Origin of the sequence: Acidithiobacillus sulfurivorans (genome assembly GCF_018853815.1) — a bacterium.
Classification (GTDB): Bacteria; Pseudomonadota; Gammaproteobacteria; order Acidithiobacillales; family Acidithiobacillaceae; genus Acidithiobacillus; species Acidithiobacillus sulfurivorans.
Genome location: NZ_JAAOMP010000171.1, coordinates 1 through 20,640 on the forward strand (window position 1 = coordinate 1; position 20,640 = coordinate 20,640).

The following is a 20,640-nucleotide window of genomic DNA, read 5'->3' on the forward strand; positions in this document are numbered from 1 at the left end:
TGCAGTACGCTGTGTCCTTTGGATAGAACAGTATGCGCAATAGCAGATGCCAGGTGATTTTTTCCAGTGCCAGGGTTTCCACAAAGAATGAGGCTGAAACCCTGTCGATCTTCCTCATCAAAATGGTCAGCATACGCACGGCAGACATCCAGAACTTGCTGCTGATGTGGGGATTCGATCGTATAATTGTCAAACCCGCATGCCATATAACGCTTTGGAATCGCAGCAATCTCCATGAGTCTTTGGGAGGTCTTTTCGGCAGCACACACCGGGCAGACTGGCGGTAGGTAACGGATAACATCCTGCTCATCTACCATCGAGATTGGGAAGCGTCCATGACGGTCACACTCTCGATATTGAGGATGCCGATCCGGTAGTATCGACACGTTATTGGTATCAAATCCCCATCGGGCAAGGATGTCCTTGGCCATATCGCCTATGTGGATTCCTGGCTGATTTTTACCAGCAGAACCGGAATTATCAGGTAAGCCCATAATGTAAATTCCTCCTATAACTTAAATGCACGAGATTGCTCAACGGCCAAAGGTGGCAGTAGTGACCTGTTAGGCGGGCTATGTCCTTTTTGTGTACCACTATTCCCATCCCTTCTTCCGGGTTTGCCGGTATCTTTGAGCATCGCAGCAATATAGCCAACGTGAAGCCCACTCCCTTTTCGTTCCAGGGCCAACTCGGCTGCTGCCAAGATGTGCTCATCAGAATGGCGACCACACATTTCCCTGACTATTTCCATGTGCGGAGCTGCCCTGATACCGAGCTTGCGGAGTTCTTTGCACAGCACACCCTCTCGGGTCCCTTCCTTTGGGTTGTCTACCGTTTCAACAGCGCCAGTCGGAGCAGTGGGTTTTGCCGCGCTGTTACCGTTTTCGGAAAAACTTTTTTCAGGAAGGGATCCGCTATTTTTTTCTTCAGGATTATTTTTTTCTTTTTTCACAAAAACCACGGTTGGGTTATTGCGGTCTTCAAGGGCTACCTGTGATCCTGTTGTATGCGTTGACAGGCTTTCACAGTCCGCAACCTGATGGTTATAAGCCCTGTCTTTATTGGGTTCTGGGGAAGATACTTCTTGATGGAAAGTGTCTTCAGGTAGTGTGTGTGTAACGTTTGGCGTTTCCGTTTCGAGCGTTCCTGAAACGTGTTTCTGAAACGTATGAAACGTTACTTCTTTATCTTCTTCTTTATCTTTATCCGTTTCTTGTAACGTTTCTACCGTTTCATTGATACGTTTCATGGGCGTTTCGCGATTCGTTTCGCCCGTTTCGTTTCCGGCAGCAGCCACCTTGGCTTCTTTCTGCTTGGCTCTCCACCGGCGCAGACGTTCACGGTCTTTGGCTCTGGGATCGTTGTCTTCACGGGATCGATATTCTTGTGCAGATCGGCCATTCCAGATGTGTAATACTTCTTCCACCACAACAGGATGATACCAGCGTCCATCACTACACAAGGTGAAGCCGTGCATGGCTTCTGTCTTGAGTTTCAGCCACTTTCTGACGGAAGTCTTGGTCTTGCCCAGGCCAACCAGCGATGCCAGGTACTCATCGTTGTCGGGTAAGGATCCTCCTGGCGTTTGGCGAAATGCCGCAAGCCAAAGACCCATGGCAACACCACGAGCCTCAAAAGATACCGTATGCCAAAACTCACTGTCCAGGAGCCTGCCCACATCCAACCGCATAAACTGGAAGTTCCTGGGTACACACGTCCCAGGTTCGACCAGTGGTTCTGGCAATATGGAATCGGTCATTTTCTACCTCTCTTTCCTGTTGGGTGCAGGATTTCCAGAATGGCGTCAGTTACCATGGGGTGGTAAAGCCGATTGTCGGAACAGAGTGCCCAACCATGCAATGCCATTGTGCGAATCTTTTTCCAGCTTGCGGATTGATAGTTATATCCGCCTGCCAGCTTGGATAATACAGCTTCGTTATTAGGTAAACTGCCCGCAGGCACTTGATGAAAGCTTCTTGTCCACAGCAGAAAGCCGGCCATAAATTCTGCCGGATTTGCTGTGTGTATAAATTCAGAGTTTTGCAGGCTCACGATATCCAGATTGAACCATCGCTCACACCTCAGATCTGTGCCTGGCAGTATAGGTGGATCAATGGCTGACAACTCAGTGAGATATGGCTCAATAGGGATCATTATCTCATTAGCTCCTGTCTTGCGATCACTTTCAGGGCCTGCAGATATTCCGTGGACACAGAGGTTGAGGATTCACCTTCTTCACTTGGGCTCAAGATTTGTGTGCCAAGGATTTCCAGCATTCGGCAGTATTGCTCAAACTTGAGTCCGGCCTCTCCTCCTAACCACCGGGAAAATTGGGATTCTGCTACACCGATAGATTCTGCAACCTGCTTTTGGCCGAGATGCATAATCTGCCGCAAGAGCAGGGATTGTATTTTGATTTCGGTTGAGGCCGCTTGCATGTAGCTTCCTCCTTGTGATTTTTCTGGTAACGAGGCGAAGCCATGAGAGACTTCGAGATTTTCTGTTTCAACAATAGGTGCTTCCGATTTTTCCCCCAACGGGGGGTAGTCGGTGTTATCCGATACGCACCTTTGGAGAGGGGTCAGCATGACACGGACTCACTTGAATTTGAGCTCTGCCGCTTAAGGGATTTTTGGCTCCGCCATATATCGGGGCGCAGATCATTGAGCGTGAGCCTGGGATCAGCTTCCACAAGCTTCCATGCGAGTTCTGAGCTAGGTCGTTTTCTGTAAGTCGCGCAGAAATAAAGATGTTTTTTTGTTACGCCAGTGAGTCCAGCCAGCTTGGCAAGGACTTTTGGCCCATCTATGGAGTAAATATCATGCAGGTTCATGAAAGCAGGGTACCTATAAGACACTTATGTGTCAACACGGGTATCTATAAGATGGTTACCACTGAAGTGTCCTCGGGTTACCATTCTTCAATGAATATAAGAGAAATTCATATCAGTAATTTGAAGCAAGCAATTCAAAGATGCGGCAGCATCGATGGGCTTCTTGACGCTATGGCTACTAAAGGGGTTGATCCTGTAAGTAAAAAATACTTACAAAATGTTCTGAATGGTGTCCAGACTAAGGGGTACAAGCGAAAACGAGATCTTGGTCATGATGTTTGCCGCAAAATTGAAAGAACGCTTGGGGAGTCGGACGGATGGATGGATGTTCGTCATGACGGGCACCAATCTTCGGACTCGTCTGTAGAAATGACATTAGGCCCCAGAGAAATGGCACTTTTGCAGAACTTTAGAGGTATGACCGCATCACAGCAAGATGAATTTATACGGGAGTCTGAGAAAACGAAACAGCTAAACGAAAGTATTCTTAATGAGCTGGCTTGTTCTGTACAGGGTAGGAAAAATGTTTCATGACATTAAAATCTACCCGCTTACAAATAGAGGATAATAAATGTCACGTAAATTAAATGCCGCATGTTTGAATTCAATATTGATGATGGGATTTTTGGCCGCTTCACCGACTGCGTTTGCTGGAGCAAATACAGGGAAAACGGATCAGATTACACCAAATCAAATATTTCATAATCTCTCGATGGAGTCTTCAGTGCAAAGGTGCACACCAGAGGTGAACCTACATTTTGTTAAAGACGCTTTGAATTACTACAAAATGGGAAATTATGTGTTGGCTAAAGAAGATTCTAGTATTGCCGCCGAAGGTATCTCATATTGTATAGATCATGGCATGACGAACGCGTCTAGTGCAGGGAGTTCAGTAGGACTTTTGTTGGCGATGGATGCATTGTCTTCATCCCATACCGGTCTACTCATGCCGCAAACATATACGATTGCCAACTATGCAAAAATTCTGCTTGAAGATTATCCAGATAAAAGTAGTTCTAAAGATATTGAATTGATGAAAAGCGCTGGTTTTTTCGGATCTCCAATGCCGCCAAAAACATCTGCAATATCTGCTTTATCTTTATCTGCAGTTGACATTGTTGGTCAATATAACAGTAATAGTTTTGCATTTAAGAAAAAATACAACGATAAAACAATTATAGTTAGTGGTGTTTTATCAAATATTACATCAGCACCTAATGGCGGGGCTTCTATAGGGATTGACGGGGCACCAAACGTCAATATAAATGATAGGGGGTTTAATGATTATGTCTATTGCCAGGTTTCTAAAGCTAATGTTAGTGAAGTTATGAATCTTAGCAAAGGTAAAACAGTTACAATTAAAGGGGTGTTTGATCCTAAATTAGCTAATAAGTTAGACGATGGAATCACTCTTGAGCCAATAAATCTCTTTAGTTGCTCTGTTGTTAAGTAACTGCTCATAAAATAGTTCAAGCCTCTTCTCTTTGCGGTTCTTTCTAACGTAGCTTCCCCTGTCGGGTTGATCGGTTTTCTTTGTGGCGTGTTCTGATAGATCGCGCCCGTTTGGGTTTCTTCAGCGCATCTGTGGTACTGTCAACGATACTTTTGTTGTGCCGTCGTGTATGTATTGAGACGACATATTGGCTAGGATGTGTATTGCTTTCGAGGCAGAGATCGCATCCTAGCGAAAAGTTCTGAGATCAAAAAGTTTGACACCAAGGAATCTAATAGATACCATTGCAGCATCGGGTACCTAGTAGACACTTGCATTCATTGTTGAAGGAGTTCCTTCATGTCAAACCTATCAGCACTTTCCGCAATATCCGCAGCAAATGCAGCAGGCCGCCAAGTCCTTCCCAAAAAGCTTGGCGCCGGATATTTGGCATGTCCTCCATTGGAATCAGCCGTTCATCAACAGGCCGATGTCCAAAAAAACAAAATCGTTGTTACCTACCGTGATGGTATAGAACTAACCTATCTGTTTGATGCATCGGTGCAAATCGCTGAACTGATGCAATTGGTATCCCGTGCTGGCAGTGTGCGCAAGGTGATTCTGTGATGGATCGCGTATTGGTAAGCGTCCCTGTATCTGAAAATGCGGAGCGGGCTTTGCGGGCTGAACAGATTCTTTGCCGCATTATGCTCCAGGCTCCTGCCGGAACATTTTTGAAACGATCCAAGCGTACTCTCGCCCTGGTGATTCCAGATCCTCAAAAGCTTCACCCTGTTTCATTGTGGGATGATCTGCCTCGATCAAACCCACGAAAATTCCAATTTGATTTCGATGACGTTGACGCTGGGCATAGGGTTTTGCTCGGGGCAACCGGCAAGGGCATGTCCAGATGAATACCGTTTTTTTACTCATGGCGGAATATGGGCAGGCCGATATACCACTTGAAGTATTAGCCAGTAAATATTTGGGGATGAGTCGCAAGGAATCGGCCATGAGGGCAGTGCGTGGTGAACTCCCTTTCCCCGCATTTCGCCTGGGATCCCAGAAATCGCCCTGGATGGTGCGCGTGACCGATCTTGCTGAGTACCTTGATACCGCTCGAAAGAAGTCCATTGAGGACTGGGAAGCTCGGCAGAGTGCGCAGCATAGCGCGGGATTTTCGCAAGATTATCGTTATAAAGGAGATGTGTGATGTGTAATGCTCTAGCGGTTTATGATGATTTGTTTGATGTGGAAGATGATGTTTTACTGGGTGATGCCTTTACTCGTGATGCCGTTGACCTGCTGATGCAGGCGGCCATGGCGGTGAATGCTGCAGGCGGATCTGCAAGAATCCGAAGCAATGAAGAAACCGAAGACCTGGCATTGAGCGAAATTGACGATGCCTGATGCCCGGTTTAGCGAAGAAAATCACTTTCCATGGATAGGGATCACCGAAGAGCGTGTGACCACGGAAATGGAGAATATCCAGAAACTCTTTGCTTCACTTTCTCAGGGAGATCCCATTTCTTATGGCATTTCTCGTGAAATCGCCAAGGGTTTGTTTACTCTTTCAGAAGAGAACCTGAAGTGGTCTGGCGCAGAGTTGCTTGTTCGTGTGGATATTGAAAGCGTGAAACCAGAAGATTTTGCTGCACCGGATGATGTGGACTTTGCAGCAGAGGTGTGGGAGAAACCAGAAGATTACTGGGTACCAACAGCACGGCTTGATCTGGGTGCGGTGTTAAGTTCTTTCCAGTTTATGGTCTTGCTTTTTTTTCTCTCACCGTTTGCCAAGAAAAATTATAAAAAAGCCTTATCTGGTGTTGATTTGCTGTTTTATATTCATGCTGCAGATAGCTCAGTGACGGTCTATCATGCTGATCGATCAGGGGCGGGGCGTAACCTTTGGAAATTGATGGTTGCAGCGACTAGAGATAGGTATTCAAAGTGAAACTATTCAAGGAATTATCTCATGCAAGCATGCGTCATTGGTGATGATATAGTATACATGAATAAAAGAATCGGGCATCATTTATATATGGAAACCGGTATTGCTTTTTTGGATCAGTCGGTAGGCTCATTCATGGATAATCCGCGATTGTTTGTTGGGGATTACTTTGGCGGAAAATATTCAGATGCCTTTTTTGACCATGCCCGTTATGTGCCGTTGGCACTTGCAGTGCTTTTTTATCGGGAGCGATCGTCGTTCACCATGCGGCACGATCTGGCTTACAATCAGATATATGCCAAGGCATACGAATCGGCGGTTCCCGTTATTAAAAATCGCCTGCTTGCACATCAGTTGGATATGGACTATGCCAAATCAGTCTTTGCGGCTGTGGTTCACAAACTTGCAGATGCGCACGATTTTGAAAGCGTCCCATTACCCAATATCGCAAGGATACTTGCTGGATATAAAACGCGCAGGGATCTCTGTGGATTGATTCAGGAACGGGATCTGATTGCTACATCCTGGCGTGATAACGACAAAGGCCCAGTCCGTTTCTATGAGATCAATGAAAAGGATGATTCGGACTTCTTCCTGTGTGGCGATGAAGTGGACCTCAAAACGGACGAATCCGAGATTTTTCATGCAGACGATTTGAGGGTGGATCGTTACATGCATGCCCTGGGGTTTTTACCTAAAGGGTTGGGAGTGGGATCCAGGATGCCTTTAGAAATACTTTTGAGGGCCGGTGAAAGTGTCGGACTGTGCGTTGTGGATTGGGACGACATGCTTTCCGAAAACAATCCGTTGGATGTTGCAGAAACCATACCCAGTGGGGATGAAGAATTGGGTATCTTCATGCCGGCGGTGGACAAAAAGCCAAGTCGTTCTGTCGATAGCCCATTACTGCATGATTTTACCGATTCAGACAATGAATCTTTTGCCGGGCTGATCAGTCCTATTCGCAGATTCGGGGGGAAAATCAGGATGACGCGAAATATTCTGGATTATTTACCAAGGGCACATCGTGGTAGCACCTATGTCGAGCCTTTTGCGGGTAGCGCTGCTGTTTTATTTGCCCGTCCATCTATCGGGGTTGAGGTCATCAATGATATGGACGGAGAAGTTATTCATTTTTTCAGGACGCTGCGCGATCATGCTGATGAACTTCAGTATCTCTTGCAGTCAACGCCGTATTCCCGGGCTCTGCATGATGAATACAGCGGAATTGATACCCGTACATTATCTTCCGTTGAAAGGGCTGTCCGATTCTTTTATCTGTCTCGGACAAGTTTTATGGCCGACCTGGAGAATCCGTCCTTTGGTTTTGCCAAGAAACTGGATAATCGCGCCGACTCGATGCGCCATGCCGTGGATGATCTGCTCACCTTCAGAGATCGCCTACGTCGCGTCATCATAGAGCATGATGATTATGCGGCGATTCTGACACGTTACGATGATCCTGATACCGTCTTTTATTGTGATCCGCCTTATCTGGATAGTACCAGGAAGTCAGGCGGATACGTCAACGATATGGAGTCTGCAGAGGAGCATGCCATTTTGCTGGATCGATTGGTTGAGTTGCAGGGCTATGTAGCTCTTTCTGGTTATCCCAGCGAACTGTATGCAAAAAGATTGGAGACGACCGGATGGACGTATGTGGATTTTCCGGTGAATTGTCGGTCTGGAAGGACAAGAGGAGTTGAATCGACGGATACCGCACGGGTGGAACGGCTCTGGCTGAATCCGAAACTCAGCTTGTATCGTGCAGATAACAGGATTCAGGCAACCACCTTGAATTTGTTTGGGCAAGAGTCATTGTCATGCGCCCCTTGCTGAAACTAGAAGATGTGGCCGGCCTTTTGAACGTTTCCGTAAAAACGGTTAATCGTTGGGCAAGTGTGAATCCAGAAAAATTGCCACCCAGAACGATTCTACCAGGTACTCGAATATGGCGTTGTCGTCCTGAAGATCTTGATCGGTGGTTAAATGAGGCAAATGGCATCTCACCTGATGAACCGGTTGAGCCAGAAGCGATTCCCAATGTAAAAAATACCGATTGCGACGTACCCGTCCAACCAGAAAAGATTACTCCTCGGGAGTTTTTCCGGAAACGTAGGAATAGGGGGTAAATTGTATGTCCGCTCATAGGTTAATGGGATATGGTGAATTGGCTGACATTTTGCGGGTTACGCCGGGGGCCGTAAGAAATCTTTATAGTGCAAATCCCGGGCGGCTGCCGCCGGCAATAGTATTGCCCGGTTTTAGGGGACCAAGATGGGATGAAAAAATGGTAGAGGACTGGTTGTCCGGGTTGGTTGTAAAGTCAGAACCTGTTTTGCCAGGCAGGGGGCTGAGTAAACGTAAGCGTGGGCGGCCACGTATTTGGCAGGGGGATTGAAAAGTGCGAACTAAAGAAGATTTGGAAGAAATGATTGGTCACCAGGCGAAGGTACGCTTTTGTGCCCATCGATCTTGTTATCCCGCGTCTATTACTGGTTGGCCTTTCCATAAAACTATTTATCTGCACCTGGAGTTTTTGTTTGAGGACCGTTTTTCTGATGCGACTGTGAAGGCCGTTTTGTTGCATCAATTGGCGCTCAGGGACATTCCGCTTTTTAATGCTGGACCGCTCATCGCATTGCTGGGGTTTGTCATGATAGCTGTCACGGTGGGGTTGCATTGTGCAGACATGCTCGGTCGCAACTGGATATGGTTGGGTTTTGGATTGATAGTTTTGGGAGTCCTTGTGCGTGTCGTGTTGCACGATTATTTGGAATCCAAGGCAGATGGTCGATTACGTGATGCAGTACAGTGTGATCGTTAATCTTTTTTATGATTGTTATTGGAATGGTGATTACTTATGAATGAAACATGTTCAGCAAGACCGGTGGGTGGTTTTTCTGTTGGCCAACGAGAGGAATATCGGCCAGGTCCTGAGCCTTTTCGTAGAGACGCCGGACGAGTAACGGCAACGGTATCTACCCACAAAAAGGATGAAACTACAGGAGTGGTTGTTTTGAATCAGACAAAGACACAAGCGGAGATCATTCTGGATGCCGTGAAGACGGGGCATCAAAGTCTGAATGCGATTCAGCGATGTACAGGACTCGATCGTAAAAGGATCCGTGACATTGCTAATAAGCAAGTCAAGGCGGGTAAGCTGTTAGTGCAACAGCAGTCCATTACAGATGAAAAGATTTTTGCTCTCCCGGACCAGAAGGAAGAGGATGTTCCTGAACAAAGTTCTCAGTCTCAGGCGTCTGCAGAGGTTGATCATGACTTGAAAGCACCTGAATCGATGGTAGATAGCCTGGGTGATGTTGTAGAGACGGATGATGGTTCTACGCCTGTTCCTAATACCTATGTTTGCCCAATCTTTGTCACCCTCTCCGGGGGCAATGAAGATCGTTTGTTGGTAGGGGCAATTGTGCGGGACTCCAAAGGGGCGCTACATACTCAACGTATGATTCCGGATAGCGCCATTCGCGCCATCTACGGGGATAAAAGCAGATGGAAAGGGATGGCAAGCCATATCGATTATGTCTTGAAAACACTCTATCACAGCTTGATCGTGTCGCCCGATCAAAAACTTGAACAAATGCCGCAAGTTGTTAATGGACTGATGCCAGGTAAGACACGGCACATATACGCCTCTTCTGTTATGGATGCTTTCCGCATCTGCGCAATTAAAAACTCCAGTTTAGAGAATTTTGAGGCAATGTTCGTAGAACCGGAGATGGTGGATGACGATGTATTCATGTTTTCGGAAAACAGTGATGTTGGGTCCACCGAAGCAATAAAGGGGATTGAAATGGAAGAAGCAGAAACTGACTTGGGGTATTTGCATGAACGTCTGGAGCATCTATACAGGACCGCTCAATCATCGCTGGGCGCCTTTTGGGAGGCTGTGGTTGAATTGAGAACAATGGCCGATGATGCTTTGCAGGCAAAAGAAAAGTTGCTCAAAGTGTATGAAGCGCTTGGGCAAGCGCCTGTTCAGATGGATCGAAACGGTCACGGGAAGGGTGGTCATTCAGATGTGCAGCCATGATAAAATCTCAAACTGGCGTGATGAAGACTATGACATGGAAGATCGCGCCTGGGTAGAATTGATCGAAAAGATGAGCCCTGCCCGTCGTGATCGACTGATTGCTTTGTTGATGGAGATGCAGAGGCGTGTTGAACGCATAAAACAAGGGAAATAGACCGTGCAGTTAGAAGATTATCAGCAAAAATTAAAAGGCCTGGTTGATGATTGGTCCAGCCACCCCATTGATTGGGATTCTGATCCGGTTTTGGCTGATCTGGGGTTGGATTCCATGGACGCCATGGATCTGGTCATGATGATCGAAGAAGCATTCGATTTGGATATCCCTGTCGCGCAAGTGTCAACGTGGAATCGTGTTTCCGATATTCAACGGGATGTCTGGCCGCTGATTGCGGAAAAACAAAAGGAGGGTCAGTAATGCGTAAAAAGATTGCCTTGGATGGTGATGGGGTTTTACTGGATTTTGATCGGCATTTTCAGCGTCACATGGAGTACAAGCTGGGACGAAAGCTGCCGGTGCTTTCTAAAAGCTTTCAAGTGTCAGAGCGGTATGGGGTAGATGGCTTTTGGAATGACCTGGCTCAGGATGAGGTGTTCTGGTCGGGTATGCCCCTTTTGCCGGATGCTAAAAACCTGATTTATGCCCTGGAAGATATGGGCTTCGAGATTTGGGTGGTGACGGCCATTGGTGAAGAACAGCGGAGATCCCGGGCCATTTCCCTGTCAGGACTTGTACCTAATGGGCGTATTGTCTGTGCTGGCTGGACGGCTACGTCGCAAGACAAAGCCAATATTCTGCAGGATCTGGGCGCCGTAGGGTTCCTGGATGATCAATGGGAGCATGTTTTGCATGCGGACATGCTGCCGAAAATGCAGTGTGCCAGATACTACTGCTGTGGAGAATATGATATGGGTGAAGTCCCTGATGCTGTGGGCGTTGTGGATGATGTGATGGACTTTCCCGTGGCCCTGGAAGCCAGTATGCGGAAGTGGGGTTAAAAATGCGTAGAGTATCCAACTTGGCTTTTAATCAGGAGTTCCCTGGACGTTCTGGGCTGAAGGCTATTCCCTCAAAGCATGTAGCCAGGATTGCACGAGATCCAGAAAACCGGTTTGACGATCAGGCGGTAGGCATCTGGATGGAAGGGCAGGATTGCGTTGTAGGATGGTTGTACCGAAAGGATAAAAATCGTGAAGCGGTTCTTCAGAAGCTCACTTCCGTGGAGAGCATTCCTTGCCAGATAGCCGTAGAAAATGGAAAGAAGGTGGTTGTTTTCTGGCTGTGACGGAATCTGATCAATTTCGTGACGCCATGAAAATGATCCTTGTGGTTAAGCTATACTATGTTTTCCGAAAACGTGATATACCATACAAATATAACTAAAGGAGTGAACCATGAGTGATTTTTATCAATTTTACCCAACCCCGCTTTCATTGGCCTCGCGCCTCGTGTCCCTGTTCAAACACCCTTATATCAAGCTACTGGAACCGCATGCAGGCAATGGAGATTTGCTGCGGCCCTTGCCACATGGCATGAAACAGAATGTGATTGACCTCATTGAACTGGATATATCCCGCCATGACGTGCTGCGCCAGAAAGGAACGATTGTCGGCACCGACTTCATGGACACGAAGGATTTGTCCATGTATTCGCATATTTTGATGAACCCGCCGTTTCGCGTGGGCGTAAAGCATGTACTGCATGCCTGGAATGGTATCTTTGTCGGTGAAATCGCGGCCATTATTAACGCGACCGGATTGAGAAACCCGACTACGGCTGACGAACAACGCCTGGCCGACTTGGTGAAATTGCATGGTAGCGTTGAATTTGTAGAAGCCGCTTTCACGTCGCCGGACACTCAGCGGAAAACTGAAGTAGAAATTGCTATGGTTTACCTCGAAAAAAAGCGGGATGGCCGTTTCTGGGATGCTGATATTCTCACTGGACTAGAAGCGGATAAAACCGAGTTTGCTGAAGTCGAGAAAGGGACAGGGCTGGCTATCAGTAATGGGCAGGTTGTCGAACTGGTACGCGCATTCAATGCTACCTGGGAAGCGCGTAAGCGCAAGATCATCGCGGAAGAACGCTCGTACATTTACGATACGTTTTTTCGTGCGGAGGTGCGCAAGATCGTCGTCGAAGATGGTATGCCTTTTGAGGAACGTCTGGATCCGTTGCACAAACGGCTTTCGGCCAGCTACAGCGAACTCAAGCGGGCGGCGTGGATCAGCGTCTTGAATACGTCCGATTTTCGCAAGTACCTAACTAGCAAAGTCATCAAACAAATCCTCAGCGATTTTGAGCCGGTTTGTTCTCTTTCTTTCACCGAAGCGAACATCTACGGCTTTATGCAGGGTTTCGCTATGAACCAGGGGGATTTTCAGCAGCAGGTTATCCTCAATTTCTTTGATCAGGTTGTGCATCGCTACTCGGATAATTGTGTATTGTATAAATCCTGGAAGTCTAATGAAAAGCATCAGATTGGCATGGCCTTGCAGCGCCGTCGCTTCATCCTGGGTGGGTTTTCTCTGGATGGTTGGCGCTCCACCTTGGATTATTTTCAAAAGCTGCGCCTGCAAGAGATAGACAGGGTGATGGCGATTCTGGATGGGAAGAATACCCCGCAAGTGGGTCTTTCCGATCTCTTTGAGCATCAGATGGACGCCCTTCGCAACGGTCAACGCCTTAGCGGAACCTATTTTGAGGTGCGCTTTTATCCCGGCATCGGCACCATCCATTTTTTCCCGAAGGACCAGAAAATGATCGACCGGATCAATATCATTGTTGGCAAGGCCCGGCAATGGATACCGGAAAACTACGGGGACGAAGTAGATCAGGCCGCTTACAAATCGGCTGAGAAGGTCAACGCCAAGGTCATGAAAAAAATTGGCTGGCAGGTTTTGCACGATCCGGAAAAATACGAGGAAGAGGTGATTGAACTTATGGAACAGGCAGAACTGGAAATTGGGCAGTCTGCCGAAATGTTCCCTCTGATCGGCCTGAAAAAGGCTTCTTGATCCTGCTGGGGTTAAGGTATACCACGTTTTCCGAAAACACGGTATACCATAAAAGATGAAAATTAGCCTTTTCCAAGTTCTATACTACGTTTTCGGAAAACGTGGTATACCATATAATGCCTGTATTTTTGTGTTTTCCGGATTTTTCGTCGCTTTTCAATCATGGTATACCACGTTTTCCGAAAACGTGGTATACCATAATCATCAAAAAATACCTGGGTTTTGCCTCTCGGTCAGCGTGTTTCACTCCCGTTTCATGGCGTTTCTCATCAGTTTCAGAAACAAAAAAGGAAAACAGGGGAGAGATAGTGAACGCAAGATAAAGGGGTTGGGTTCCGTTGTTCTATACTACGTTTTCCGAAAACGTAGTATAGAACAACCACTATCTCTCCCCTGTTTTCCAATGAGAGGCCCTGCAGATATCCCCATCACCCACCACCTTGTGGATGGCTCGCTTCCAGCGACCAGCCGGTACACGTTCCGGCTTGCCACCCACAATCCAGGCTACCGCCGGGGACTCTGTCGGGTCCCCTTCGTTGCCTGGACTTCGGGTCGTGGATGATGGGGATATCTGCAGGGGTTACTTACGCCATGTTTTCGGAATACATGGAGGGCAGGGTAGGGGGGGATCCTTTCGCTTTCAATCGATGTATGGTCCTTTCCCTCGGTGGATACGATCATCCAGGATTTTTCTGAGGTCCTTTATGCTGGAATCATTCACGTCGGTCCCTTTAGGGGCCTTCAAAGAAGGGTGGAATGGTCCACGTACCTGTTCCTTGCCTTCAAAAAAATGCACCTTGCCTTTCTGGTCTATTTTGGCATCAAAGCCATCACCACATACCAGCAATCCGCCATCTTTCTCGTCTTTGACTTTCAGGTTTGCCTGAATGGAAACCAGTTTTTTGTTTTCCGTTATCTGCAGGGATGCGAGCAGAGCATTTCCCTTGTCCGCATAGATTTTCAGCGAATACCACTTTTCTTCATTGTCAGCTTTCAGGTCCGCCTCCAAGTAAGGACGTTGTATTTCGACGGCGCTGGGTTCGGGAGCATGCTGAAGCGTGACGCCACAAGCTTTTGCCCATTCGAGCGTGAGTGACAGCATGCCTTCAGCGGTGTCTATCGCATCGCGTGCGTCCCTTTTCCCATATGCCTTTGCAATTCGGGTTTCTGGAGCGTGTGACTCTGGATAGCGGGTCGCGATATAAAACTTGTCCAGACGTTCAGGGTCCAGTTCCTCAATTTGTTTGTTTTGTGGCATCTTGGACAGCATGGCTCCAATCGTATGTACACGGTCGTAATCACCTTGGCTGACGGTGATTAGCCCTTTGCACGCCTTTTCTACGGCCTGCTGTGAATGGAAACAGGCGATGTTGTAGATGCCTTTGTCAAAAACAGCGCGTGCTGCTTCCAGATCGTCGTGCGCCAATTCAAACCACTGAATGGATCGCTGTATTCTTTCCTGATCGCTCATAAATCAACACCCCTTCCTTTTTGATGGTTTCCATCATGGGTTCAGATTTTCTGGATCCCAAGCGTACCTCTTCGGTTGACCAAATAATGATATCGCAACCCCATGTGAAACCCTGCTTTCTGAGCGTCTTGAGGACGTTGATGACCAGGTCCTGGCGTTTGGTCCATGGCCATTGTGCCGATGGTCCGTCGCATTCCACAAAAACATCGATATCGGAATCTTCCGAGGCATTTCTGCGTGCGACCGAACCAAATACCCATATACGTGTTGCGCTGAGGTGTTCGACGATTGCAGGTACCACCTGACTTTTTGCGGCAGCCATGCGGCAATCGGATGCCGCATGAACCGCTTCACGAATGCGGGCCTGTCCTTGATTAAGCCATTGACGAACTTCACTGGAAATCATCTTTACCCCAGGATTGTGCTTCTCGATCTCAAAAAAATAATAGACGCCATTCAGAGTTCAGGCAATCAATAATCATTGCCCGACTTGATTAGTGTATACCACGTTTTCCGAAAACACCGTATACCATAAACGTTATCCCTCTTTTCTCAGATCTCGTCCTGCAGTTATCCCCATCACTCACCACCTTGTGGATGGCTCGCTTCCAGCGACCAGCCGGTACACGTTCCGGCTTGCCACCCACAATCCAGGCTACCGCCGGGGACTCTGTCGGGTCCCCTTCGTTGCCTGGACTTCGGGTCGTGGATGATGGGGATAACTGCAGGGGCATTTCTATGTGATGTTTTCCGAAAACATAGTATACCATAATCAGGTTATTCATGTATGATAGGATCATGCTATAGGACGAACAACGCAGGAGAAACTTCGGTGCCTGAAATAAAATTGACCGACGAACAGATTCAGGGTGTGGACATGGCTAAAAAGATGTCCAGCTTCAAGATGTCGGCCCTGGCAGGGACGGGCAAGACCACGACACTCGCGGAAATTGCCCGGGGGCTAAGAAAGAAGAGGGGGCTGTATTTGTCCTTCAATAAAGGGATTGCGGTCGAAGCGCAAAAACGGTTTTCCGGGACCAACTGCACGGCACGAACCTTTCATTCTTTGGCTTTTGCCGGATTCGGCAAGAAGTATGGTTCGCGGTTGAATCAACGTCTCAATGCCGGATTCATTCGGGAGCGTTTTGGTGTCGGTGGCGATCACGCCTTTTTGGTTTCGGGGATGGCCCTGGATTCTCTGGGGAAGTTTCTCCGCACCATTGATGATGAGGTGGGTCCTGAACATTCAGTCTGGCCGGATGCCTGCAAAACCATCTTTGCATGGAAACCCGATGTGACGAAATCTGAGGTAGATCAGCGTCAATCCCGGATTGAAAACGATATGCAACGCAAGGTTTGTTTCCAGATCCAGGCGGAAGCCTTGCCGCTGGCACAAAAAATTTATAACGAAATGCGCAGGCCCACGAGCGATTTTCCGGTGACGCACGATTTGTATTTACGCGAATTTGTTGCGTCCATGCCGGACCTGTCATCCAGCCGCTTTGGCTACGAATATATTTTGTTCGATGAGGCGCAGGATGCGGATCATTTGATGTTGATGTTGACCACGGCGCAATCTTTGCCCGTCTTTTATGTGGGGGATGCGCATCAGCAAATCTATAGTTGGCGGGGGGCTGAGAATGCCATGGCCTCTTTGGATTTACCCGAAACGCCTCTGACAACCAGTTTCCGTTTTGGACAGGCTGTGGCGGATGACGCCAATGAAGTCTTGGCCGCTTTGGGATCGAAATACCTGTTGAATGTGCTGCCTTCAAAAAGGTCACGGGTTGAAAGGAGCGCTGATGTTCCGCCAGGGACCAGAGCGGTTATCTCACGGACGAATGGACAAGTGGTTTCTGCGACGCTGGATGGGCTCAAAGAGGGGGTTCGCGTCGGCGTCAGTGGACTACGTGGGATTAAGTCTTTTTTGCGAGATTATCGATCTACGGAAGCGGGTCGGCCTTCAGGGCAGTTCGCACTTTTTCAGTCGGTCAATGATCTCATGGAGCATGCTCAGACGGAATCCGGTAGTGATCTGAAAACCTGGCTGGACCTGGTGGGTCAGTATGGAGCGGATGTTCTGGAAACAGCGATGGGGCAGGCGCAAGACCTGGACCAGGACAAGGACGTTTGGAAATCCTGTCAACGGGTTGCGATCACCGCCCATGCGGGTAAAGGGATGGAGTTCGATTCTGTTCATCTTTCCGATGATCTGTTCAATCCCAAGCGCCTCAAGGGGGATGAGGAAAAGCGTCTGCTGTATGTCGCGAAAACGCGGGCGATGCGCGTTTTATCCCAGGGGAAATCCTTTGTTGACGTGACCCAAGGAGAAGCCTGATGCCGGGGTTGTTGATACTGGTGCGACCGCATACCTCCTTGCTGGATGGTTTGGCGGTTGCGCGGGAATTATACCGACAAGGGGTTGGCCCTGCAGTATTCCCGGTGGATCCGGATTATGCACTGCACCCGGTCTGGCGTCGTTTGCTGAATGTTTTCGGAAAACATTACGGGGGGCATGAGATGATCCCGTTAGATGCCGGGTCATTCATGGGGCTAAGAAAGCTCTTACAGATATTGCGTGATGACAAAGTCGTTGTCGTGTTTCCGCAAGGCATTGGGGTGGATATTCCGGATCGGCCAGATGCGCCAGGGGCCAGATGGTTGGCTCGAAAATCATCTTGCCAGGTATGGCATATGCAATTGGACCATCGTCGCTGGTGGCCGGGCGTCTCTGTCGTTCAATTTGAGGACAAGAGGCAAAAAACGGTTGACGACTTGCTGCTATAGGCAGCTACAGGAAAAGGAGCAGTTTTCATGGAAAAGATAGAATCAGCCAGCACGATATACGAAAGCCCAGACATCCAAAATAAGCGACGTGATCTTGTTGCCTGTTTATTGCTGGATGTTGTGAATGAAAGTTTGTGGGAAGGCGACAGCGGGGTGCGATCCACAGAAAATAACTGGAAAAAGGTGGATGAGGCGCGAAATTATCTGCTGCGAGATCCAGTTGTGCGTTTGTATTTCATTTCGTTAAGCATTAACAAAGAGTCCGCTTTGTCCAGCCTGCAAGAAAAATGGCACAGGATGGACCTCATGTATCGGCAATCCCATACAGAACAGCGTGTTTTTCATTGAGATGTTTCTATGGATGATAGAGTTTTACCGATAGATGTCCGTCTGATCTATTGGCGATCCCTTCTGCGAGCAAGATCAACCGATCCACGATTATTGCCTGGGCTGAACGACGAGCTGCGGGCGGCCTTACGTGATGCCTTGCATGAGATTGAATGTACCAGGGCAAGGGCGAAGCGGCATGCGCCCTGAGTGGCAATTTATCGAGAATTGGTTGATCACGGATGGGACACTGTTCCCAAAGGAATTCGTGAACGATATCCGCGTGCAATTACAGTGGATGCGAATTCAGGGGGCATCGACAGGATCCAGACTGTCTGTATTGGCTGATGAGATTCTAAAAACCGAATTTTCCAATGAGGCGCGTCGCATGGCGGCTGCATTGATTTTGGAGGCAAAATGGATAAGGACAAACCCATGACAGAAGGCTCTCTAAAGCGCGTTTTCTCTTACCTGATTTTGGGATCAGTCGTAGGCTTTGCGGCATGGCCGCATGCGATATGGTTGGCGCCTTTTGCGTTGTTGCTTTTACCGGTGGTGAACCGTCGGTATTGGGTGGCGCCGTTCCTGGTCATGCTGGGATACCACCTGGCGACGACCAACGGGCTGATTCATGGCACGGATGTGTTTTTTCCGCATGCAGGATTGTGGCTCGGGATAGGATTCTGGATGGGATCTTCCTGTCTTTTTGCCATGCCTTATCTGGCTTACCCTTATCTGTATTTGTATTTCCGTGGGGGTGGGCGTGGTGCATTGGCGGCCACAATGATCACGTCCATCTTCTCCACGATCATCCCGCCACTGGGTGTCATTGGCTGGACCAGTCCATGGATTGGGGCGTTGCCTACTGGATGGGGAGGCATTCTTGTTGTGCTGATGCTGATCTACGGGCTGGGTCGCTGGGAAGAAAACAAGATGACTGCTTTTTTGGTGGCCGCCATGTGTCTGTCTGCTTATCTTTGGACGCCCTTTGTTTTGGGCGTATGGGGTGTGCCTGTTCGCCCGGCCAGTCCCGCATTGCCCGCCGGCTGGGTGTCTATCGATACCGATTATGGTGAGCTGTCGAACATATCCTATGTGACGACCTCCCTGCGTCTGGTTCCGCAAGTCTTGAAGGATCTGGAAAGCGGTGATCGGGTGGTGCTCTTGCCGGAGGGCATTGCGGGGCCGTGGTTACCAGGTACCCGGGCCATCTGGCAACCCGTCTTGCAGTACACGGCCAAACATCCATCCACAACCGTATTGTTGGGTGCGGATGTTTTGTCTGGTCGGCAGAAGTATGTGGATGCGCTCATACAGATGCATGATGGGAAAGAAAAGATATTACCGGACAGGATTCCGGTACCGTTTTCGATGTGGCACCCATGGGTACCCCGGAACAGTTTTCGGATGCATGTTTTCGGAAATCCTGAACTGGCTACAGTGGACGGAGTGCGTGTGGGGTACCTCATTTGTTATGAACAGTTGCTGGTATGGCCCGCGTTGGGGATCTGGCATTCAGGCGTACAGGTTTTATTGGCACCCGCCGATGTCTGGTGGGCCAGGTGGACCAGTATTCCCGCCATTCAGCTGGTATCCGTGGATGCCTGGGCACGTTTTTTAGGGGTTCCCGTGTTGAGGGCGGTGAACTTGTGAATGCGCCGGTCAGTGTGTGCGGACGAAAAAACGACCCTGTGTTTAACACGGGGTCATAAGGTGTTTGTTGTTTGTCTATACCCAGTTGTACGACTTTGCAAAAGGAAACCTGAAATGATGAAGAAATCACTCTTAGCAGTCTTTATTTTGGTCGCTACCCCCGCGTTGGCTTTCGCGGGCGGCCCCGTCAGTCATCTGCCCGTCAAGGCGCAGTTGCACCAGGAAGCGCTGGCCGCTCATAGTTTGAGCTATGCACTGGCCCATGGTGCGCCGGTATCGAAGATTACGCCCCGTGTGCAGGGGCTGGACTTTGCGCTGCAAAATACGGCGGCACAAATGCACACGAAAGCCTCTTTTGCGCAGGCAGCCAATCGGCTGATCGGAATCCGCATTACCCGTACGGATCTGTCGAGAAACCTGAAAGCAGACGCGCAGTGGGTGCAGGCGCGTTTGTCGAAGTAAACCAGTTGCCCCGCGTATGCGGGGACGAAAGGAAAGGGCAACGATTAGGAATTTCCTAATCGTTCGATTCTCACACCTGAAAACGGATGTGATTCAATACCTGGAACATCTCTACGCGCGCAGGGATGGTGGTCATTGAACCTTTGCTTGCGTGTGTATGTTTTCCGAAAACATAGTATACTATAGCTTACTTTTTGTGTATGATGTTTATAACGTGTGATGGATGTGGCGTTTAATGAGGGTTGATGCCATCAAGATAGTACGCTGTATGACCAACAAAGTTCGCGCCCTGGATGCCTGGTACATTCGGCAGTTTGAGCGCCCATGGGTGCGCAAGTCAGCAGAAAGGATTTTGTGGGTATTGGAGACGGGCCTTTGGATCATCGCCAGACCTTTTGAATGGTTGGTTGGCTCGTTTCTGGTGGGTTGGAGTGAAAAACAGAAGAAAAAAGAGAAATAACGGTTTTGAAAGTGTGGTAAGCGGTTGTTATGCGGCTATTGCCCGTCTGATGGGCGGGCCTTTTTTCTAAAAGAACATGAGAAATAATTAATGCTGAATTCGCAATTCATACTTGGAATTAACGAAGAAATTACCGTCGATCTGTTCGCCGGTGGTGGCGGCATGTCCACGGCGATTGAACAGGCTATTGGCCGT

At 48.5% G+C, this 20,640-nt stretch carries 28 protein-coding genes and 1 pseudogene; 23 read left to right on the plus strand and 6 right to left on the minus strand.

What is annotated here, in order from left to right:
• From HAP95_RS16105 to HAP95_RS16120, 4 genes and pseudogenes are all read right to left on the minus strand, one after another.
• Positions 1 to 494: pseudogene (locus HAP95_RS16105) on the minus strand (ATP-binding protein); the annotation flags it as partial.
• Positions 495 to 508: 14 nt separating this feature from the next.
• Positions 509 to 1,759: a DUF1376 domain-containing protein gene (locus tag HAP95_RS16110; protein ID WP_215885149.1), complete on the minus strand. Its 1,251-nt coding sequence runs from the start codon at positions 1,757 to 1,759 to the stop codon at positions 509 to 511.
• Positions 1,756 to 2,154, minus strand: a complete 399-nt coding sequence (locus tag HAP95_RS16115) for a YdaU family protein (protein ID WP_215885150.1) — start codon at positions 2,152 to 2,154, stop codon at positions 1,756 to 1,758. Before HAP95_RS16115 ends, HAP95_RS16110 begins: the two co-directional genes overlap by 4 nt.
• The gene (locus tag HAP95_RS16120; RefSeq protein WP_215885151.1) at positions 2,154 to 2,588 is read right to left on the minus strand and encodes a CII family transcriptional regulator; all 435 of its coding nucleotides are present in this window, start codon (positions 2,586 to 2,588) and stop codon (positions 2,154 to 2,156) included. Before HAP95_RS16120 ends, HAP95_RS16115 begins: the two co-directional genes overlap by 1 nt.
• 233 nt (positions 2,589 to 2,821) lie before the next feature.
• Here HAP95_RS16120 and HAP95_RS16125 point away from each other — a divergent pair, with 233 nt between their 5' ends.
• The 16 genes from HAP95_RS16125 to HAP95_RS16200 all read left to right on the plus strand — a co-directional run bounded on the left by HAP95_RS16125 (position 2,822) and on the right by HAP95_RS16200 (position 13,285).
• On the plus strand, positions 2,822 to 3,367 hold the full coding sequence (locus HAP95_RS16125) for a hypothetical protein (protein WP_215885152.1): 546 nt from the start codon (positions 2,822 to 2,824) through the stop codon (positions 3,365 to 3,367).
• 37 nt (positions 3,368 to 3,404) lie between these two features.
• Complete coding sequence (locus HAP95_RS16130; protein ID WP_215885153.1) at positions 3,405 to 4,286, plus strand: OB-fold protein; 882 nt, start codon at positions 3,405 to 3,407, stop codon at positions 4,284 to 4,286.
• 339 nt (positions 4,287 to 4,625) lie between these two features.
• Positions 4,626 to 4,892: a hypothetical protein gene (locus tag HAP95_RS16135; RefSeq protein ID WP_215885154.1), complete on the plus strand. Its 267-nt coding sequence runs from the start codon at positions 4,626 to 4,628 to the stop codon at positions 4,890 to 4,892.
• Positions 4,892 to 5,179 carry a hypothetical protein gene (locus HAP95_RS16140; RefSeq protein WP_215885155.1) on the plus strand — a complete coding sequence of 96 codons (288 nt, stop codon included), beginning with the start codon at positions 4,892 to 4,894 and terminating at the stop codon, positions 5,177 to 5,179. The genes HAP95_RS16135 and HAP95_RS16140 overlap by 1 nt, the downstream gene beginning before the upstream one ends.
• Complete coding sequence (locus HAP95_RS16145) at positions 5,176 to 5,478, plus strand: pyocin activator PrtN family protein (protein ID WP_024895389.1); 303 nt, start codon at positions 5,176 to 5,178, stop codon at positions 5,476 to 5,478. Before HAP95_RS16140 ends, HAP95_RS16145 begins: the two co-directional genes overlap by 4 nt.
• Positions 5,478 to 5,675, plus strand: a complete 198-nt coding sequence (locus HAP95_RS16150) for a hypothetical protein (RefSeq protein ID WP_024895388.1) — start codon at positions 5,478 to 5,480, stop codon at positions 5,673 to 5,675. Before HAP95_RS16145 ends, HAP95_RS16150 begins: the two co-directional genes overlap by 1 nt.
• Positions 5,662 to 6,219, plus strand: a complete 558-nt coding sequence (locus HAP95_RS16155; RefSeq protein ID WP_215885156.1) for a hypothetical protein — start codon at positions 5,662 to 5,664, stop codon at positions 6,217 to 6,219. The genes HAP95_RS16150 and HAP95_RS16155 overlap by 14 nt, the downstream gene beginning before the upstream one ends.
• 57 nt (positions 6,220 to 6,276) lie before the next feature.
• A complete protein-coding gene (locus HAP95_RS16160; protein ID WP_215885157.1) occupies positions 6,277 to 8,055 on the plus strand; it encodes a DNA adenine methylase in 1,779 nt (592 codons plus the stop codon).
• Positions 8,040 to 8,348, plus strand: a complete 309-nt coding sequence (locus HAP95_RS16165; RefSeq protein WP_215885158.1) for a helix-turn-helix domain-containing protein — start codon at positions 8,040 to 8,042, stop codon at positions 8,346 to 8,348. Before HAP95_RS16160 ends, HAP95_RS16165 begins: the two co-directional genes overlap by 16 nt.
• 272 nt (positions 8,349 to 8,620) lie before the next feature.
• Complete coding sequence (locus HAP95_RS16170; RefSeq protein ID WP_215885159.1) at positions 8,621 to 9,043, plus strand: hypothetical protein; 423 nt, start codon at positions 8,621 to 8,623, stop codon at positions 9,041 to 9,043.
• 36 nt (positions 9,044 to 9,079) lie between these two features.
• A complete protein-coding gene (locus HAP95_RS16175; protein ID WP_215885160.1) occupies positions 9,080 to 10,270 on the plus strand; it encodes a hypothetical protein in 1,191 nt (396 codons plus the stop codon).
• The gene (locus HAP95_RS16180) at positions 10,257 to 10,424 is read left to right on the plus strand and encodes a hypothetical protein (RefSeq protein WP_215885161.1); all 168 of its coding nucleotides are present in this window, start codon (positions 10,257 to 10,259) and stop codon (positions 10,422 to 10,424) included. The genes HAP95_RS16175 and HAP95_RS16180 overlap by 14 nt, the downstream gene beginning before the upstream one ends.
• Before the next feature lie 3 nt (positions 10,425 to 10,427).
• Complete coding sequence (locus tag HAP95_RS16185) at positions 10,428 to 10,685, plus strand: acyl carrier protein (protein ID WP_215885162.1); 258 nt, start codon at positions 10,428 to 10,430, stop codon at positions 10,683 to 10,685.
• A complete protein-coding gene (locus HAP95_RS16190; protein WP_215885163.1) occupies positions 10,685 to 11,266 on the plus strand; it encodes an HAD family hydrolase in 582 nt (193 codons plus the stop codon). Before HAP95_RS16185 ends, HAP95_RS16190 begins: the two co-directional genes overlap by 1 nt.
• A gap of 2 nt (positions 11,267 to 11,268) precedes the next feature.
• Positions 11,269 to 11,553, plus strand: a complete 285-nt coding sequence (locus HAP95_RS16195) for a hypothetical protein (RefSeq protein ID WP_075323927.1) — start codon at positions 11,269 to 11,271, stop codon at positions 11,551 to 11,553.
• A 109-nt stretch (positions 11,554 to 11,662) separates the two neighbouring features.
• Positions 11,663 to 13,285 carry a DUF4942 domain-containing protein gene (locus HAP95_RS16200; protein ID WP_215885164.1) on the plus strand — a complete coding sequence of 541 codons (1,623 nt, stop codon included), beginning with the start codon at positions 11,663 to 11,665 and terminating at the stop codon, positions 13,283 to 13,285.
• 640 nt (positions 13,286 to 13,925) lie between these two features.
• On the opposite strand, the gene HAP95_RS16205 is transcribed toward HAP95_RS16200, so the two are convergent.
• Positions 13,926 to 14,756, minus strand: a complete 831-nt coding sequence (locus tag HAP95_RS16205; protein ID WP_215885165.1) for a HEPN domain-containing protein — start codon at positions 14,754 to 14,756, stop codon at positions 13,926 to 13,928.
• Positions 14,713 to 15,162 (minus strand): nucleotidyltransferase family protein, encoded by a 450-nt coding sequence (locus tag HAP95_RS16210; protein ID WP_215885166.1) that lies wholly within the window; start codon positions 15,160 to 15,162, stop codon positions 14,713 to 14,715. Before HAP95_RS16210 ends, HAP95_RS16205 begins: the two co-directional genes overlap by 44 nt.
• A 426-nt stretch (positions 15,163 to 15,588) precedes the next feature.
• Here HAP95_RS16210 and HAP95_RS16215 point away from each other — a divergent pair, with 426 nt between their 5' ends.
• The 7 genes from HAP95_RS16215 to HAP95_RS16245 all read left to right on the plus strand — a co-directional run bounded on the left by HAP95_RS16215 (position 15,589) and on the right by HAP95_RS16245 (position 20,445).
• Positions 15,589 to 17,094, plus strand: a complete 1,506-nt coding sequence (locus tag HAP95_RS16215; RefSeq protein WP_215885167.1) for a UvrD-helicase domain-containing protein — start codon at positions 15,589 to 15,591, stop codon at positions 17,092 to 17,094.
• Positions 17,094 to 17,543 (plus strand): lysophospholipid acyltransferase family protein, encoded by a 450-nt coding sequence (locus HAP95_RS16220; protein WP_215885168.1) that lies wholly within the window; start codon positions 17,094 to 17,096, stop codon positions 17,541 to 17,543. The genes HAP95_RS16215 and HAP95_RS16220 overlap by 1 nt, the downstream gene beginning before the upstream one ends.
• 27 nt (positions 17,544 to 17,570) lie before the next feature.
• Complete coding sequence (locus HAP95_RS16225; protein ID WP_215885169.1) at positions 17,571 to 17,891, plus strand: hypothetical protein; 321 nt, start codon at positions 17,571 to 17,573, stop codon at positions 17,889 to 17,891.
• 178 nt (positions 17,892 to 18,069) lie between these two features.
• The gene (locus HAP95_RS16230; protein ID WP_215885170.1) at positions 18,070 to 18,309 is read left to right on the plus strand and encodes a hypothetical protein; all 240 of its coding nucleotides are present in this window, start codon (positions 18,070 to 18,072) and stop codon (positions 18,307 to 18,309) included.
• Positions 18,306 to 19,523, plus strand: a complete 1,218-nt coding sequence (locus tag HAP95_RS16235) for a carbon-nitrogen hydrolase family protein (RefSeq protein ID WP_215885171.1) — start codon at positions 18,306 to 18,308, stop codon at positions 19,521 to 19,523. The genes HAP95_RS16230 and HAP95_RS16235 overlap by 4 nt, the downstream gene beginning before the upstream one ends.
• A 114-nt stretch (positions 19,524 to 19,637) precedes the next feature.
• Complete coding sequence (locus HAP95_RS16240) at positions 19,638 to 19,985, plus strand: hypothetical protein (RefSeq protein WP_215885172.1); 348 nt, start codon at positions 19,638 to 19,640, stop codon at positions 19,983 to 19,985.
• Positions 19,986 to 20,253: 268 nt separating this feature from the next.
• On the plus strand, positions 20,254 to 20,445 hold the full coding sequence (locus HAP95_RS16245; protein ID WP_215885173.1) for a hypothetical protein: 192 nt from the start codon (positions 20,254 to 20,256) through the stop codon (positions 20,443 to 20,445).
• The last annotated feature ends 195 nt before the right edge of the window (positions 20,446 to 20,640 follow it).